This window comes from Mesorhizobium sp. WSM3859 (assembly GCF_002295065.1).
In the GTDB taxonomy this organism is placed as follows: Bacteria; Pseudomonadota; Alphaproteobacteria; order Rhizobiales; family Rhizobiaceae; genus Mesorhizobium.
Genome location: NZ_NSGG01000016.1, coordinates 70230 through 87454, shown reverse-complemented (window position 1 = coordinate 87454; position 17225 = coordinate 70230). Strand labels below are relative to the sequence as shown.

General features: G+C 59.7%; 15 protein-coding genes and 1 pseudogene. 6 read left to right on the top strand and 10 right to left on the bottom strand.

The genetic code is table 11. The features are described from left to right. Positions 1-41 precede the first annotated feature (41 nt). Entirely contained in the window at positions 42-461 is a 420-nt protein-coding gene (locus CK230_RS26985; RefSeq protein ID WP_095819952.1) for a DUF2958 domain-containing protein, read from the bottom strand. Positions 462-602: 141 nt separating this feature from the next. Beyond that, positions 603-1565, bottom strand: coding sequence for a zincin-like metallopeptidase domain-containing protein (locus tag CK230_RS26980; protein ID WP_095795945.1), 963 nt, complete (start codon positions 1563-1565; stop codon positions 603-605). Positions 1566-2422: 857 nt separating this feature from the next. On the opposite strand from CK230_RS26980, the pseudogene CK230_RS33785 reads away from it, so the two are divergent. Then, positions 2423-2524, top strand: a pseudogene (locus tag CK230_RS33785) (IS110 family transposase); the annotation flags it as partial. Positions 2525-3194: 670 nt separating this feature from the next. Continuing rightward, positions 3195-4862 carry a nodulation protein NodU gene (gene nodU / locus CK230_RS26965; protein ID WP_095795947.1) on the top strand — a complete coding sequence of 556 codons (1668 nt, stop codon included), beginning with the start codon at positions 3195-3197 and terminating at the stop codon, positions 4860-4862. Positions 4863-4959: 97 nt separating this feature from the next. Here nodU and CK230_RS32760 read toward each other — a convergent pair whose 3' ends face one another. After that, positions 4960-5250 (bottom strand): hypothetical protein, encoded by a 291-nt coding sequence (locus tag CK230_RS32760; RefSeq protein ID WP_141246110.1) that lies wholly within the window; start codon positions 5248-5250, stop codon positions 4960-4962. A 641-nt stretch (positions 5251-5891) separates the two neighbouring features. Between CK230_RS32760 and CK230_RS26960 the strand changes: the two genes are divergently transcribed. Then, positions 5892-6389, top strand: coding sequence for a hypothetical protein (locus CK230_RS26960; RefSeq protein WP_245330164.1), 498 nt, complete (start codon positions 5892-5894; stop codon positions 6387-6389). Next, positions 6386-7612, top strand: a complete 1227-nt coding sequence (locus CK230_RS26955; RefSeq protein WP_095796000.1) for an MFS transporter — start codon at positions 6386-6388, stop codon at positions 7610-7612. The genes CK230_RS26960 and CK230_RS26955 overlap by 4 nt, the downstream gene beginning before the upstream one ends. 279 nt (positions 7613-7891) lie before the next feature. Here the strand turns inward: CK230_RS26955 and CK230_RS26950 are convergent, their stop codons facing one another. Next, complete coding sequence (locus tag CK230_RS26950; RefSeq protein ID WP_095795948.1) at positions 7892-8797, bottom strand: LysR family transcriptional regulator; 906 nt, start codon at positions 8795-8797, stop codon at positions 7892-7894. Positions 8798-8815: 18 nt separating this feature from the next. On the opposite strand from CK230_RS26950, the gene CK230_RS33780 reads away from it, so the two are divergent. Further along, positions 8816-8995 (top strand): hypothetical protein, encoded by a 180-nt coding sequence (locus tag CK230_RS33780; protein ID WP_348629172.1) that lies wholly within the window; start codon positions 8816-8818, stop codon positions 8993-8995. An 18-nt stretch (positions 8996-9013) separates the two neighbouring features. Here CK230_RS33780 and nolL read toward each other — a convergent pair whose 3' ends face one another. Next, positions 9014-10135 carry a nodulation factor fucose acetyltransferase NolL gene (gene nolL, locus CK230_RS26940; RefSeq protein WP_095795950.1) on the bottom strand — a complete coding sequence of 374 codons (1122 nt, stop codon included), beginning with the start codon at positions 10133-10135 and terminating at the stop codon, positions 9014-9016. After that, positions 10128-10454, bottom strand: a complete 327-nt coding sequence (locus CK230_RS26935; protein WP_245330170.1) for a hypothetical protein — start codon at positions 10452-10454, stop codon at positions 10128-10130. The genes nolL and CK230_RS26935 overlap by 8 nt, the downstream gene beginning before the upstream one ends. A gap of 237 nt (positions 10455-10691) precedes the next feature. Here CK230_RS26935 and CK230_RS26930 point away from each other — a divergent pair, with 237 nt between their 5' ends. After that, complete coding sequence (locus tag CK230_RS26930; RefSeq protein ID WP_095795952.1) at positions 10692-11675, top strand: LysR family transcriptional regulator; 984 nt, start codon at positions 10692-10694, stop codon at positions 11673-11675. Here the strand turns inward: CK230_RS26930 and CK230_RS26925 are convergent. From CK230_RS26925 to CK230_RS26905, 4 genes are all read right to left on the bottom strand, one after another. Next, entirely contained in the window at positions 11652-12464 is an 813-nt protein-coding gene (locus CK230_RS26925; protein WP_245330165.1) for a TIM barrel protein, read from the bottom strand. The genes CK230_RS26930 and CK230_RS26925 overlap by 24 nt on opposite strands. Positions 12465-12661: 197 nt before the next feature. Further along, positions 12662-13312, bottom strand: a complete 651-nt coding sequence (locus CK230_RS26920; RefSeq protein WP_095796001.1) for a LysE family translocator — start codon at positions 13310-13312, stop codon at positions 12662-12664. Positions 13313-13901: 589 nt separating this feature from the next. After that, positions 13902-14561 carry a chitooligosaccharide deacetylase NodB gene (gene nodB / locus CK230_RS26915; protein ID WP_095795954.1) on the bottom strand — a complete coding sequence of 220 codons (660 nt, stop codon included), beginning with the start codon at positions 14559-14561 and terminating at the stop codon, positions 13902-13904. A 1043-nt stretch (positions 14562-15604) separates the two neighbouring features. After that, a complete protein-coding gene (locus tag CK230_RS26905) occupies positions 15605-17074 on the bottom strand; it encodes a PLP-dependent aminotransferase family protein (RefSeq protein ID WP_095796002.1) in 1470 nt (489 codons plus the stop codon). Between the last annotated feature and the right edge of the window lie 151 nt (positions 17075-17225).

Genomic DNA, 17225 nt, shown 5'->3' with positions numbered 1-17225 from the left:
GCAAAGGCCGCAAGGCCGGCGCGGCGGGACGGTTTTCGCGCCTAGCGGCGCGTCTGTTCCGCCGTGTCAGGCGGAAGCTCGGAATGGGGGTCTGCAAGCGCATCTGCTGCCTGCCGCAGCAGCCGCTCGTCCTCGGTGATGTGACGAGCGTGGCGTGCGGCCTCGGCGTAGACGGAGAGCGGGAACCGCGCCTGAAAAAAGAGGTCGCGCTCGATGCCGAGGCCAAGCCGGCCCTTGACGCTTTGCAGTTCGGCAAGGCTGACGCTGCCGAGTTCAGGAAAGCCGAAGCCGAGATCGCAAAGGCCGAACAGCGTGTCGCCGTCCGCATCGAGTTCGCTCAAGAGCCAGGTCGCGGGACCGGTCGGATCGAACAGTTTTACGACCGGGAAATGATCGGCTTCGGTGTCGGAAGCGCCATTGGCGAGGAGACGGGCGCAAAGGTCGTCGGTGATCAGGATCATTGCGGAATTCCTTCAAAACGGTTCGGGTTGATTGAGAGCGGCTTTTTTGAAACAGGCGGATGCGAGCGGCTTCTGCGCCGAGCGCGCGCTCGGCGCGCCGTCAGAAGCGCAAGCCGGTCACGCATGGCGAATCGAGCGCGCTCATGCGGCGATCTCGTCATGCGGCTTACCTTCGTCGTCGGCGTTGAGGCCAAGCAGCAAATCGGCGGCTTTCGAGGCTTGGCTGGCGGCGCGGAAAATGGCGCGGTTGTCCTGGCGCAGCACGCTCAGCCATGAGCCGACGTAGTCGGCATGGCGCACGGTCGGCTCGATGGCGAGAGAGCTGCAGACGAAGGCTGCGCAGATTTCGGCGACCAGTTCCTCGCGCGCATAGGCCTTCGAGCCGAAGGAGCCGGAAAGGTCGCGCGCAAGCCGGGTTGGATGGCCGGTCCAGTGGCCAAGCTCGTGGAAACAGGTGCGGTAATAGTCGATCTGGTGAAAGAAAGCGGGCTGCGGCGGCACCTGAATGAAGTCGCTGCCCGGCATGTAAAAAGCGCGATCGCCGCCAATCCTGAAATCCGCGCCGCAGTCGTGAATCAGCGCCTCGGCCTGCGGGATGATGTGACGCTCGGGCAGCGGTTCTGCGGCGGCATAGAGATGTTCCGGCAGGTCATCGCATTGCGCGACATTGAAGACGGTGAAGCGCTTCAGAAAGGGCACGGCGTGCGGCTCATCGCCGTCGGCCCTGGCGCGTTCCATTTCGCTCTTTGGGACGAACCGGTCAGCATGCACTATTGTTGTGCCGTGTTCGCCCTTCCTGACGTTGCCGCCAAGGGCAAGCGCCTGCCGGAAGGTCAGCCAGTTCTGGCTGGCATACCCGCGCTCGAAGACAGCGCCCCAAAGGATCAGGATGTTGATGCCGCAATAGCGGCGACCGGTGGCCGCGTTGCTGGGCATGCCGAGGCCGGCCTTCGCGCTGCCCCATGGCTTGACCCATGGCACGGTGCCGCGCTCCAGCTCGGCGATGATGCGATCTGTGATTTCCTGATAAAGGCTGGCGCCCGTGCGCCCGCCCCTGCCCGCGCCAGCCTCTCGGCTACCGGAACGCTTGTATTTTCCACCCATCGTCTGGTCCTCCGCTCTTCAATCCCGCGCCCTCCCCGGAAGCGGGGTGGGCGGCGAAAGCGACCGGAAAGGCCCGACGTCCAAGGCGGAGCGCATCCGAAGGACCGGAACGAAGAGGAGGACCCGAAGCGAAGCGAAGGGTTGCGGGACGCCGCGGCGGGCCTAGAAGGGAGTGCCGCCCACCGCGCGCCACCGGGGAAGGCCAATACAAGAAACGACGCCGGCCCATAGGCCGGCGACCGTCAGCAGCCGACAGGCTGCCCCGCGCCAGGGGGCGAAGCCGCAGGGCCGAGACCGCCTGAGCTTGCCGAAGAAAAAGCGGGCTCGGTTCACGAGCACCGGGCGCGCGCCTTCAGGCGCGCGGGCGCTCAGCAGTGCCGATGGCGTCAAGTCGACCGCTGCGAATTCGACGCCCTTGGCGGGTTTCTGGGACTTGCGGACTGTCGGCGAGTGGCGAAGCGGGGTGGTTGAGGAGTGCGGCGCGAGTTGGCCAGCCGCTCCCGGCCGTTCGCCGCGCGGGCAATGTTCATGCGTGAGCCGAGATCTGTAAGCAAGCCGTGAGCGTCACTGCAATCACTATTGCGCGCAATTGCCCACATGGCCGGTAAATGAACTGGATTTTCTGGTTTTCCAGATGGCGGTGGAAAGCGTCTGCTTGACTCCCCCTAAGCTACAATAAGAAAGCCGCGGAGATAACCGCGAGGAACCGCGGTGTCTGGAATCTCGAACGTCAACCGATGAAGGAGGATGCCATGCAGGTCGTTCGGAGATTCTGGATTTGGTGAGGTATGGCCTCAAATAACCACGGGAATGTCGTTGTGCGAAAGAGGCTGCGTCGCGATGCGATGGGCCGCCTCTTCGCCAATTTGCCCGCGTGTCTGGTCGGCATGGAGGCTTCGAATGGAGCGCGCTATTGGGCTCGCATTCTCACTGAGCTTGGCCACCAGCTGCGGCTGATCAGCCGACGCCATACGTCAAGACAAACAAGAAAGACCGGAACGCGCAACAAGAATGCGAGGATCGTCTGGTCGATGCTCTCGGGTTATGCTGCCTGTCGGTGAAAGCAGCATGACGGGACTGGAGGCCGAGAAGGAGGCCCCACCTTAAGCAATTGCGACAAAATGGCAGGGGATGGCGAAACGGTCACCCCGTCGCTTGCGGAACCTGGTGGGTGGACCGGCACGGCTTCGGCCGATGTCTGGGGGCCGCTGAGGTGGAAGCGGGCGAAACCCCTCGAGGCTCGCGGCCCTGACATCGAGCGGCATGAAGAAGCCGGGTACGTCAACGGCTGTGACCATCAACCGGATTCAGCCAACCTGTTGCGTTGGTAGCGAATTTCAAACCGAAGCAGGATCAAATTGCCGTCCGACTGTTCGCAGCAAGTCGTAGTCGCGCGTTTCGACGGCGGCATGCTGTCGCTCATCGTCGTGCATCAAGCGGGCTAGTCGCCCGTGGACATGGCACGCCTATCCACGCCATGGATGCACTATATCCAAACAATCAAGTTTACCGATAGGTCCTCATACTGCATAGCGCATTGCCTGAAAGCCTATGTCCCGTGCTTTCCAGCTCACGTTTTCCTCGGTTGTTTCTAAGTTGTTCCACAGCTAACTTTGACATGGATCTATTATGCGAATTTGCGGTATCAAGCTAACGCACGACGGGGCAATCGCTGTCGTCGAGGACGGCCGATTGGTCTTTTGCATCGAGCAGGAGAAACTCGACAATAATCCACGATATCAATCCATTGATCGCCTTGAAACGATTGTTGCCGCCTTAGCGGAACATGGCCTGGATCCGCGCGATGTTGACCGGTTCGTCATCGATGGCTGGGACGGTGAGATCGAGTCGCAATTCCAGGTTGTTAGTGAGGGCACACCGGTCACTCTTAACGGGGCACCATATGTGGAGCGGGATCCTAAAAGTCCCCTGACAGCTTGTCACGGCTCAGGCCTCGTGCTGGGCGGCGGGGTATTTTCTTATGAAAGTTATCCGCATGTCCTTGGCCACGTAGCTTCCGCGTACTGCACCAGCCCATTCGCTAAAGCCAAAGAACCTGCCCTTTGCCTGGTATGGGACGGCTTCATCTTCCCGCGGCTTTACTACGTGGAACGAAGCGGAGTGCGGTTTATCGAATGCCTATTTCCGATGATGGGTCATGCCTATGCCGCCGCGGGCCAACACTTCGGTCCTTACAGGCAGGAAACGAGGACCGGCTGGAATCTGGATATCGCCGGCAAGCTGATGGCCTATATCGCGCTCGGATCTGTCAACGAAAAGATCGTGACAGTATTTGGGGAGCTTTACGACCAACATTTCGCCGGTGACACGAAGCTTGCTATTGAATATAGAAACAACAGCCGCTCCGAAGACGCGTTACTCACGGCCGTGCATGATTTCTTCGATGAAAGCGAGTTACGGCTAGTCGCCGAAACACCCGAGGACATACTTGCTTCGTTTCATGCCTTTCTCGAGCGCCTCCTCGTTCGTGAGATGACAAACGCGCTGCGTGGGCTCTCGGTTGCCGGAACGCGAAACCTGTGCATCGCCGGCGGATGCGGGCTGAATATCAAATGGAACAGTGCACTTCGCGCGAGCGGTTTGTTCGATACAGTCTGGGTGCCTCCGTTTCCCAACGACAGCGGGTCGGCGATCGGCGCCGCTTGCTGCGCGCTGGCTGCCGACAAAGGCCTCGTTTACCTCGATTGGTCAGTCTACAGCGGGCCAAACATGAAGCATGGCCCCGTGCCGCCGGGATGGCAGGCTGCTCCATGCAGCTTGGCAGAACTTGCCAGCGTGCTCGCCGGCGGCAAGCCTGTCGTTTTCCTCGCTGGCCGTGCAGAGCTTGGTCCGCGTGCGTTGGGAGGCAGAAGTATCCTGGCGGCCGCGACTTCGCCGCAAATGAAGGACCACCTTAACAAATTAAAACGTCGAGAGCACTTCCGGCCGGTGGCGCCAATATGCTTGGAGGATCGTGCGCCTGAGATATTCGAACCTGGCACGCCGGATCCTTACATGCTGTTCGATCACCGAACTCGTTCGGAGTGGAAAGAGAAAATCCCGGCCGTCGTTCATCTCGACGGGACTGCACGGTTACAGACAGTTTCTAGAAAATCTGATCACCCAATTGCAGAGCTCCTGGTCGAATATGAACAACTCACTGGCATTCCGCTGCTCTGCAACACGAGTGCCAACCTTAACGGACGTGGGTTCTTTCCGGATGCTGCGGCAGCATGTGAGTGGGGATGCGTGGACCACGTTTGGTGCAATGGGTTGCTGTTGACTAAGACAGGTTAGTCGCCGCTGCGTCGTCAATAAGGCTGGCTGGGTGTACAGGGACGATCGCGCCTAGTTTGGCGCGTACATGCAGCAGCATCAGGCGGCGCAGCCGGCGTCACATGCCCGCGGCGTCGAAGGATAGGGCATCAAGGCTCTCCTCACTGTATTTCGCGTCAGGATCGATAACCACGCCGCCCAATCGTTGGCCAATCACCGCTGAGTTCCATGAAGCACTGCTGACGTCTCCACTGACAAAATTGTCGGAGCAAGTTGCGTGCCGATTGCCGGATCGTATGCCTTTCAGCAATTGCCCTCGTACGGGCAGCCGGCCGTGGCGATCTTTGATCGCTCTTGCGACATTCTTGTCCGTCTTCGGACACAACAACGTTTCCGGATAGGCGCGCAAGGGCGAGCAAATCAAGGAAACTCATCCCTGCAAACATCGTGACGCCCAGCCGAACTCGATCCTCACCACGTGCAGACCGGCGCGCGGTGCTGATGGGCTGGAGGCGTCAAAGACCCTCCTCGATAGGGGGGAGCAGCAACAACGCGATGGTAGAGGTGCGACGGCCGCATCCTCCCAGATCGCCGGCCTGCGCACGCAATTGCCCGCTAGAGACAAAGCCTTACGCGGTCGATGCAGGGCCCGCCGGAGTGCGGCAACGCATCGGGCTCGGCGCGGCCGGAAAGGTTTTCGTCTTCCGAGCCGGGACGCAAGTGCCGATTATCCCGGACATACAGCACTTTTGGTCAGTTCGGGTGACCAAGCGATTGTGCGGCGCTATCGGTGTCGGTCAAGGCACGGCGGCCCTGCTCAAGCCAACAGGGCTTCGGCAAAAGATAGTCCGGTTCGGTGCCTGCAACTGAATGGTATGGCGCTTGCTGTCATCGGTTAGAGCCCATCAAAGCACGTAGAAAGCTACAAACAGAACCATGGCAAAACGCGAGCGCCCAAGGAGACCTGTGCACATCTGCGCCGAACGTTTCCTCCAGCGTTGCTCGGTAGCTGCTTTGCGCACCGCTGGTTCGAGACTGACGGAACAAGGCGTGGCGCTCGCCCAATTGTCGTTTACCCGCCTGCGCCAGCAGGATGCCGTTTTGGAACACGGCGTCGACCAACTGCGGCCTCTCAGTCTCAGGACTGTCGCCGACGCGATCAAGGTACACCAGTCGACGGCAAGCCGGGTGGCGTCGAGCAAATACATGCTGATCCCGCGCGGCGTGTTCGAACTGGAGTATTTTTTCGCCGTCGCGATCGCCTCCTCCCAAGGTGGCGACGCGCACTGCGCCGAAGCGTCGGCCATCGGATCAAGTCGACAAACGCCGCCGGAGAATTGCCAGATGACGTGCTGTCCGCCGGTGACATCGTCCGGCTCAAGCAAAGGGCCATCGATTTCGCGCGCCGCAACGTCACAACATATCGCGAAGCGATCCCTTCCCCTCCTTGGTGCAAACGCCGCAGGGGAAGGCGCTTTTGGCGTTCGTGCGGGTCAGCGCAGCCTCCCCGATGTTGCAGCGCATCGAAACTGGAGACCCGGTTCATGACCGAATCCGCGACAGGCTTCATGGACGGAGTTCTGCATGACCCAGAACAGCCAAATCAACGGTCGGGTCCCCCCTGGGGTGCGGTCATCTCGCTTGCCTTAGGCACCTTCGGGCTTGTGACGGCAGAGTTTCTGCCTGCCAGCGTGCTGACGCCGCTCGCGCATGATCTCGGTATCACCGAGGGTGCCGCTGGACAGGCGCTGACAGCGACTGCAATCGTCGGTGCCATCGCGGCGCCGACGATGGCCATCATCACAAATCGCCTGGACCGCAGGATCGTCATGTGGGCGATGACGCTGCTGCTGATCCTGTCGAACGTTCTGTCGGCGGTCGCGGGGTCGCTGCCGGTTCTTCTGACCGCCCGCGTCGTGCTCGGAATAGCGATCGGAGGCTTCTGGTCGATTTCAGCAGCGCTGGCGATGCGGCTCGTTCCAAGTCACCTCCTGCAGCGCGCCATGTCGATCATCCTCACCGGCGTTACCGTCGCTACCGTCTGCGCGGCTCCAATCGGCGCCTACGTCGGCGACATCTGGGGATGGCGAACCGCCTTCATGATCGCTGCGGTCGTAGCCGCCATTACACTGGTAGTGCAACTCGTGGCCCTTCCGAGGCTGCCTCCGATTGGACCGGCCAGCTTTCGCCGCCTGCTGGATGTGGCCAGGAACCCGACGATCAAAGTCGCGATTTTGGTCGTCCTGCTTGCCGCATCCGGGCACTTCGCCGGCTTCACCTATATCCGCGCCTTCCTCGAGGATGTTCCCGCGCTCAATATCGCGACAATCTCGCTCGTGTTGCTCGTCTTTGGCATCGGCGGCTTCTTCGGCAATTTGGCCGGCGGAGTCCTGGCCGAGCACAGCCTCAGGGCAGTCGCGGCCCTGCCGCCCCTGATCATAGCGCTTGCCGCTGTCTCGCTGCTGACGCTGGGAGCATCGGCGTGGGCCGCGGTGATTGCGGTCAGCGTATGGGGCTTTGCCTTCGGCGCGGTGCCGGTGGGACTGCAGACATGGATGGTGCTGCGCGCCGCTCCCGAGCATGCCGAAAACGCCGGTGGGCTGATGGCCGCAACGTTCCAAGTGGCCATCGCAGCCGGCGCGGTTTTGGGCGGACTACTCGTGGACAATGCCGGCGTGGCCAGTGTTTTTGCCTACAGCGCCGTAGCCTCGTTCCTTGCTGCCCTGACGGTGTTCTTACTCGGCCCGAAGCGCGATGCCTGGACCGCTTGAAAGAGGCCGTCAGTGAAGCGCGGGGAAAGATGCAACCACATCGGCCGCGCGGTCCGATCCTGCGCACGATCTTTGGCGGTTGCAGGCTTCGTCTCCGCGAGCGGCGTGATCTCAATCGGCCGCCTGACCTTCGGGAAGCACCCGGGGACAGCGTTGGAAATCAGCACCACCGTCATGGCAAATCATCCAATTTGAGCCAGGCCAATTTTTTGCGCGCCGTTTGCATCCGTACGAGGCGCTGAGTAAAATCCAGACCTGGACCAGGGAGCGCCCGCGACTTCACATGCGGGACGCCTCCTGCAACATTATCTGCCGCATCCAGGTGCTTGCCGGATCGCTGTTGTGAAGTGTGGGCCATTGGACGGCCTCGGTGAACGTGGGTAGTGGCCGCGGAAGTTCGATGATCCGCAGGGGGAAAGTGTTTTTGAAACGCTGAACCAGCCGGAGCGGCATGGTCGCTATACGAGATGTGCCTGACACCATCGGCGGGATCATGCTGAAGGCCTGAACGATGATCTCGACACGCCTCTTGAGACCATGCTCAAGCAAAAACCGTTCCTCGATGGATGGCATCTGCGCACGGCCGAGCCTGAACGCAATGTGCTTCATCGTCACGTATCTCTCAAATGTAAGCTGCCCTGGCAATTGCTTGTTCGTGGGGCAGCCGACGCACACGAATGTCTCGTCGAACAGCGCCGCTCTTGGATGGGCGCTCGACATGAACAATTCCGGAAGGATCAGAAAATCAACGTCACCGCGCCGGAGAAGATCGTCCGGATCGTCGTCGAGCGGCAGCAATTCGAAGCTGACGGCGGGTGCTTCGCGTGCAACACGCTCCACGACCTTTTCAAAAAACACAAGTGTGACGAAATCCGAAACCATGATCCGGAAGCGGCGATTGGATTGAGCCGGCTTAAACGGCTCCCAAGAAATAATCGAGCACTGGATGTGCAGGAGTGCGCCGCGAACTGCGGGAGCGAGTGTTTCCGCACGCGGGGTTAGAACACGTTCGCGGCCGCTCATCGTAAACAGTTCATCATTGAAATAATGGCGTAGCCGGCCGACGGCCGCGCTCATGGCCGGCTGACTCAGGTTGATGCTGTTTGCCGCCGCCGTGAGGTTGCGCTCGGTCAGCAGTGCGTCGAGCACGACGAGAAGGTTCAGATCAAGGCCTTTGAAACGCATGCCTCATCCGTCCGTAACGTGGTTGCTTGTCATCGCGACCATTGTGTGCGTTCGCGTACGGTCCAACTCAGAGGTGTTGTATCCGACCTGCCGCCCACGCGTGTGGAGGTCGTGCTCGTCGTGTTTATGCCGATTGCGCGGCAGATGAGCGAATGGCCGGTGTGCACAACAGTTGATCGGATAGGTCCGGAGCGATGAAACGAATTTTTCACGTGGCTAATTGATTACAGATTGAGGTTTGAGCAGACTTGGGCGTGGCGGCGCCCCGACAACGATCTGCGACACATATCCAAGGTCGCGCGCAATCTTGCGAATTGCCATCGCTGTGACGACAATGGCCACTCCAAGAATACTTGCGAACGCGATTCTGGTCGTGAGATTCCAGACTTCTCCAAACTGTATGAAATCCGTGAGGCGAAACACGGCACCCTGAACCAGATAAAGCAGCAGCGTGCTCTGACCAAGCTCGACCGCGACAAAGCGAGCTATTCTGGTCGAATGGACAATTCTCCAGCATTGCAACATAAACTGCACTGCCACAGCAGAAGCCGCTGCCGAGCCGGCGAACATCAGAAATACTTGTTTAGCTGACCGTTCATCATTGATTAACACGTGATTGTTGAAGGCGTAGGTCTGCTTATCCCACCATAGGAAGCATATGAAAGCGGTAACGGAGAGTAAAAACAAAAAAACTGGTTTATGCGTCCAGATGAACCTTTCCTTCCATCCACTCGTTTGGGCAAAGAAGAACCCCAAACAATAAAATGGGTATGTGTATCTTAACGACGGGATTATCGATGATGTGATGGGGGCGATTGCGATCGCAATTGCAGATGCGCCTATGATCCACATCGATAGACGATTGAAAGTTGTAAAAAACTTAACCAAGATGAACGAAATAAACGCTGCCCATATGAACCAGTATGTTCCAATGACCTCGTTCAACAGATCCAAGAATCCATCAGTTAAACTCTTCGCCGGAACCATCACGGTGGACTTTAGCGTCCAAATCAACACACACCAAAAAAGCATTGGCAGCAGTAACTGGGTTGCTCGATTGCCGACCCCTTGAATGAACGGTTTTCGCAAAATTGCCCCAGAAGAGAGATAGCCGCTTATCGCCATAAAGAGAGGCATATGAAATATGTATATCGACTTGAAATACGGGGACAGCCAGAAGGCGTCAGTGCCTCGATAAATGCAGTATTGTAATAAATGCCCAATTATCACCAAAGTAATGAGTATACCTTTGGCGAAATCAAAGCTTGGGTCTCGGTTGTTTGTTCCTGCTGGGCGCGAGCCGCGTGCCTTCGCTCCGACTGTTAGGTCATCAAGCATCAGATGCCAGCCTATCTATCGCAGTTGCTACTTGCCGTTTGCGGGCACGGCGAGCGCGCCAGTTTCGGCCCAAAGGATCGAAAGTGACGGGGATCGGGCAGGGTATTGTGGGGCGACTGGCTGCAAGCGAGCGACAAAATCTCAGTGCCTGATCGCTACCTCGATCGCAGTGGCGGTCGCGATCATGTGCGAAGACGCGAACGCGCGGCACTATGGCCGCCAGGCCGTCTGTGCAGAACCTCTCAAGGTGGTTCCACGGCGCGTGCCGAACCGCGCCGAAAGCGAATGGAATGTCAGGCTGCTGCGGTACCAGACGCATGACGCGGATAGAATGGTTCATTCCGAGTCTCTCAAGATCCGGATGCACCGTTGTACAATCCGAGTTCGCCTACCAAGAAATCAACCTCGCCGATCGTGAGGGTCCAAGTGAGCCGCTACGCTGTGCAGTGGCGTGATCGGGTGCATCTCAGGTGCGGTCATCTATGCAGCGCCCTGGAAGTTTGGTAAAATCGATTGTTTAGATCGCGAGCATCCACGCTATGGATAATTGAAAGCCATGCGCTTCAAGGGCCTTGATCTGAACCTCCTCGTCGTGCTCGACGCACTGCTGACCGAGCGCAACCTCACGGCGGCGGCAAACAGCATCAACCTTAGTCAGCCGGCCATGAGCGCGGCCGTCGCCCGGCTGCGCGATTTTTTCAACGATGAACTGTTTACGATGAGCGGACGCGAACGTGTTCTAACACAGCGTGCGGAAACACTCGCCCCCGCAGTTCGCGGCGCACTCCTGAAAATCCAATCCTCGATTATTTCTTGGGATCCGTTTAACCCGGCTCAATCCGATCGCCGCTTCAGGATCGTTCTTTCCGATTTCGTCACACTCGTGTTTTTTGAAAAGGTCGTGGAGCGTGTTGCACGCGAAGCACCCGCCGTCAGCTTCGAATTGCTGCCGCTCGACGACGATCCGGATGAGCTTCTCCGGCGCGGCGACGTCGATTTCCTGATTTGTCCGGAATTGTTCATGTCGAGCGCGCATCCAAGAGGGGCGCTGTTCGACGAGACACTCGTGTGCGTGGGCTGCCCCACGAACAAGCAGCTTCCAGGGCAGCTTACCTTCGAGAGCTACATGTCCATGAGGCACGTTGCGGTCAAGTTCGGCCATGCGCTGACGCCATCCATGGAGGAACGGTTTTTGCTTGAGCATGGTCTCAAGAGACGTGTCGAGATCGTAGTACAGGCCTTCAGCATGATCCCGCCGATGGTCTCAGGCACAGCTCGTATAGCGAGCATGCCCTTCCGGCTGGTCAAATATTTCGAAAAAACCTTGCCCCTGCGGATCGTCGAACTTCCGCTGCCGCTTCCCGCATTCACTGAGGCCGTCCAATGGCCCGCCCCTCACAACAGCGATCCGGCAAGCATCTGGATGCGAGAGGTGTTGTTACAGGAGGCGTCTCGAATGACTTCTCCGCCGGACGCCAAAGGGCGCCGCAGGCACCCCCAAATTCACTCCCGCGTCTCAGGCCGCCAGTCGCGTCAATAGCCCGTCTCGGACTAGATCGATGCTTGCGGCAAGTGCGCCTGCGAAGTCGTCGAGCGGGTGGGCTGCATCGACAAACGGTGCGAATGAGAAGGGACCCCCATAACCGCCATCAAGCAGCGCCCGGGTCTGGCTGCCATTGTCGGAACCGGCCAGGACGCGATCCGGGTAAATCCAGTGGATTGGATCGTTCACTCTTGAAATGTGCACAAGACCGGTCAGCTCGCAGGAGAAGAACGTCTCCCCGGCGAGCGTGTGGTGGAACGTGTCGTGCACGAGCCGGAAGACCGATTGGCCATCAATAGCGGCGATGGCCTTAGCCGCTTCGTTCTTCGATCGAAGCGAGCAGGTTTGGAAGCCCAGCGGCTCGATGAGACCGATCAGGCCGCGCGACTGGAGGATCGGCTTGAGCGCCTTCAAGGCGGTGCGGAGATCGCCCCGGTGCTCGCCATTGGCGGGCCAGGAGCCGTCGTTGACCGGCACCAGCATGAGCATCTGGGCTCCGCAGGCCGCCGCATAATCGGCGAGTTTGCTCGCCTCGGCCTTGCGGGCTGGTGTCCACTCATTGAAGCGCTGCAAGGCATTGACGGAAATAATCCCAACGCCTGTTTCGGCGGCGGCAGAGCGGACGTCTGCCGCCGGGATGCCGAGTGCAATCGTATTGTTGCGCGGCTGGCAGCGGATCTGGACGTCGGTCAGCCCCTGGTCGCGGGCAAAAGCGAAAAGTGCCCCAACGTCAAGTCCGGGTGTCGCCATATGATCGAGTGCAAAGCGGGGCGATGCTTGGCGCATGGGTTGGTTTTCCTTCCATGAAACGGGTGCCATTGCCGGCTGACTTGTCTTCTATCGTGCGTTCATACGCGAGGGCCGAAATGATCTTCATGCGGGAGACGAGTCGGTCGAGCTCACGCTTCTCTCACTGTGGTGCAGCTGCTTGCGCAAGCTAACGCGCCAACCCGCAGAGACGCCCAACCGATCGGATTCAAAATTCAGGCAGCCGGGTGCTTCGCCAGAGCGAGGCCGACGCCCAGCGCGATCATCGCGCCGCCCGACGCTTCCCTTAGGCGGCGGATCAACCCGGGACGCGCTGCCGCGCCGTCTTGAATGCCGCTGGCCAGGAAGGCAACCACGATGTCGGCAAGCGTGTTGAGTGCAATCGACAAGGAGCCAAGCACTACGAATTGCAGAGCTACGAACCCTGCGCTCGGGTTCACGAACTGCGGAAGGAAGGCTAAAAAAAACGCTGCCGTCTTCGGGTTGAGAGCCTCGACCAGCACCCCTTCACGAAATGCCCGCCGAGGTCCGACTGGACTCACCCGGTCGCCGTCATTGCCGCCGGTCGCTCCGTTGCGGCGGGCGGCTTGAAAGGTGCGAAAGCCGAGCCAGACGAGGTAGACCGCGCCGAACAGCTTTAATGCAGAGAACAGTTCCGAGCTCCCGAGCACGATCGCGGAAACACCTAAGCTTGCGGCGAGGACGTGGATCATGCCCCCTACCCCGGTGCCGAAGCTGGAAGCGATACCTTCCGGACGACCGCCGGCGAGCGTGCGCGCGGCAACGTAGAAGATGCCCGGACCTGGCGTGATGGCGAGCATGAAGGCCGCGGCGAGATACAGGGCGAATGGGGTCAGTTCTGGCATCATGGTCGATTCCGACGAGGTTCACGATCATTTGGGACGAGAGCGGGCGATCTCTCGGTCAGATGCCCGCTCGCTCGCTGCAAGGCCCTCCTTGCGTTACCACTCAGCTACCGGCAATCTGACCTGCTGGAAACGGCCAGTCAGAAGCTATCGACGTGGTCCAGTGGACCGAAAGACGGATCCGATCAGGGACAGATCCGCAGCCGGGTGGGCGAGTCGGGGAACAGCCTGCGTCCTTCGCAGCCGAGCGGTGGGGACATCCCGCATAACGGCAACGGCGGCTAGATTCCCAAACCTTGTGGGCCGCGATCACGGAGGAATGCGCTGTATAGGCCTCCGGCAAGCCCAATGAATTGATCTAACGCAAAATGAGCCATGTTAAAACAACCTCGAGGAGAGCCTGTCGGGGATGCCAGGCAATGCCGAGAGCGTGCGCGGGTCCTCATTGTGGCAGGTGAGAACAACTGTCCACGCTTAGCCAACAGTCGGAGTTCGTCCGATTTTTGGACGGAGTGCTTGTGCGCAGGGCGTAAACGGCCTGCAAGCCTTCATGGGCGAGAAGGACGGGGAGCGGGTCCAATCCGGCATTTCAGTGATGTTCTGGAAGGGAGCGAATTTCATATCCGCAGGCATGTAATGCCGGAATCAGATTGGACAGCGCCATAACGGTCTGGTGGCGCAAACTGGCTTGAGCGCTCCGTCTCGACTCGTCGGGAGGGCAACCGTCGTGCAAGAGCACGATTGCACCGGGCCGGACCGCGGCGAGCACTGCATCGACGATCGCGTCGGTGCCGGGGCGCGACCAGTCTTTTGGGTCTATCGACCAATGAAGGGCGGCCAGCCCGGCGATCTCTGACGCAGTGAACACTTCTTCGCTCCAGGCGCCGTATGGCGCGCGAATGTAGCGGATCGAGGCCTGCGGGCATGCTGCCATAATGGCACAGTTGGCCTCAAATACCTCACGTTGCACTTCACCCAAGTCGCATTTGGACAGATCTGGATGAGACATCGTGTGGTTGCCTACCTCGTGCCCTTCTGCGATCATTCGCTGGATGAGATCCGGGTGCTCTGCGGCACAGGCACCGATGACGAAGAAAGTCGCCGGCACCCCATTTTGCGCCAGCACATCGAGTATCTGTGGCGTGAAGAATGGATCGGGACCGTCGTCAAACGTCAGATAAACGCTCCGACGGGCGGTTCCATCAGCGCATTCACTCTGCACCTCCCATCTTTCATCATGATGTTTCATAGCTCTGGATCCTTCCGGTCAATTGTTGTACCGGCCATTTGCTCATCGGCCGCGCAATCGGCATAGCCACGAGAGCACGTGCTCAACGCGCGAGACGGCAGGTCGAGGTTCGGCACTCCGGAGTGGGATCGTATGCGAACGTAGACGCAATAGCCGCCACGCCGTTTCCGCAGGACCTCTCAAATTGGTTCCGCAGCGCGTGCCCCACCGTGGCGAAAGCCCTGGATATGGCACACAAAATGAATTGCTGATTCCGAGTCGATCAAGATGCGGACGCATCGCGTCCAACCCGAATTCTCCCGCCAAGAAATCAGCCTCGCCGATCCTGATGGCGGCGCAACAGGCCCAAGTGAGCCGTGACGCCCAGCGCGTCGTAGCCGTTAGGCCGAAGCCCCAGCCCAACTTCGAACGGCTGCGAATAGCTTTCCATTAAAGGATCAGTCCCTCGATAGGTTTTTTCGGAAGAAGTCGGAGAGTTCGACATGATCGGCCACTTGCAACTTTTTCCCAAGCACAACCTCCACCGTCCTTGGGAGCGCATGGGAAAACCTCAACTTGTTGTTGATCCTTGAGGTAGACGCCTACGCTACCCTAAGGGAGCTTGTGGCTAAGAACCGGCGCGATGCAGCTTGCGCCGATCACCGACGAACCTGCTCGAAAAGCGGATCGGCTCGCTTAAAGTTCGGCGCAGACCAGGAGGCACACACCAGAAAATGCTCCTCGGAGCCAACGCATACATCGACAATCCCTTTGGGGCTGCATCCTCGAATTCTTCCTATGGGACGTCCTGTCCAATCGGCAAAATCGATTGTTTCGATGACAAGCATCCACGTTGCGGATAGATGAGACAAAGCCCTTGATCTGACCTCCTGGTCGTGCGACGCACCGACCGAGCGCAACCTCACGGGGCGGCAAGCAGATCAATCCAAGTCAGCCCGCCATGAGCGCGGCCGTTGCCCGCCTGCACAATTATTTCGATGATGAAATGTTTACGATTACCACCCTCGAACGTGGCCTACCCGCGCGCGGAAACCGTAAGCGTCTCAGAGTTGAGCGACGACGTCCCGCAGCATCTCGACGCCTTTTTCGATCTGCCGGATGCTCAAGGCGGAATAGCCCATGACAAGCCCGACGCGATCGGCCTCGCCTGCTCCCGACTGCCGATGGTAAAGCGGCGAAATGGGGTGCAGACCTAGACCCGCGTGTTGCGCGGCTTCGACCAATGCCGTTTCGCGCGATCGCGGCAGGTCGTTGAACCATATGACGACGTGCAGTCCAGCCTCTGCCCCCTGGACTTCGATCCTATCTAGAAAACTCCGTTTCATGGTGGTCAGCAACATCTCCCGGCGCTCGCCGTTGAGGCGACGCACGCGGCGCACATGGTTTTCATAGCTGCCGCTCTCGATCAGAGAGGCCAATGACTCCTGCTCGGCCATCGGAGAATGCCGGTCGGCAAACTGCTTGGCGGTTTCGAAAACCTGCTGCAATTCCACCGGGACGACGAGATAGCCGATGCGCAGCATCGGCGAGAGCGTCTTGGAGATGGTGCCTAGGTAGATGACGGCCGCATGATCCTCCAGGCTGTGCAGCGGGGGAACGGGGCTGATATCGTAGCGATATTCGCTGTCGTAGTCGTCCTCGATGACGTAAGCGCCCTCGTCCCGCGCCCATTCCAGAAGCTGATGCCGCCGCGCGATCGGCATGACTCCGCCGAGCGGAAACTGATGGGACGGCGTCGCATAGGCCAGCCTGGCCGCGAGCCCCGCCAGTTGCTCCGTCTGCATGCCGTGCTCGTCGACCTCGATGGGAACCGGCGTGGCACCTGTACTGGCAAAGACCTGGCGTGCCATCCTGTAGCAGGGGTCCTCGATGACGAAGCTGTCCCCTGGGTCGAGCAGCAGGCGCGCGCAGAGATCGAGCCCCTGCTGCGAACCATTGACGATGACGATTTGCTCAGGGTCGCAGCGCACAGTACGGGCGCGCCAGAGATAGCCCTGAAGCGCCTGGCGCAGCCGGCGCGAACCGCACGGATGGTCGTAGGCGAGCCGTGCCGGCCGCTGCGCCATCGCCGCGTTCATCGCGCGCTTCCAAACCGGTGCCGGAAAATCTGAGGGCGCCAGGTCGCCATATCGGAAATCGATCTTCAGCGTGTTGGGCAGGTAATCCGGCCAGCGCGGAGTGCCACGCAGCCGTTCGCCATAGTTTGACAAGTGACCCGGGCCGGCCCGTTTTGGGGGATTGGCGGTTAGCTCAGGTCCGATCAGCGACGATGCGACACGATGGCGAGCGCCTTGACGGACGTCGATGAAACCTTCCGCCGCCAGCTGCTCGTAGGCAGCGGTGACGGTCGTTCGCGAGACTCCAAGTTCCTCGGCGAGGCCACGTGAGGAGGGCAGTTGGCTGCCAGTGTCGTAGACGCCTCTGAGGATCTGCTCGCGAAGCGATTCGTAGATCTGGCGCGCACCCATGCCGTACGAGCGGTTTGAGCCGCCGGGACCCGGAAACTGGACCATTTCTTTTCCTCCCAACTGGACCAGTTTGCAGCTACTCTTGCCGAAAGCCAAGAGCATGTCCGATGTCGATGCCCGAGCCCGCCCCACCGATCCAAGACTGATAAACTGGCACAGTTTGCGAACGGCCAATTCGGCTGCCCGCGCGACCTGG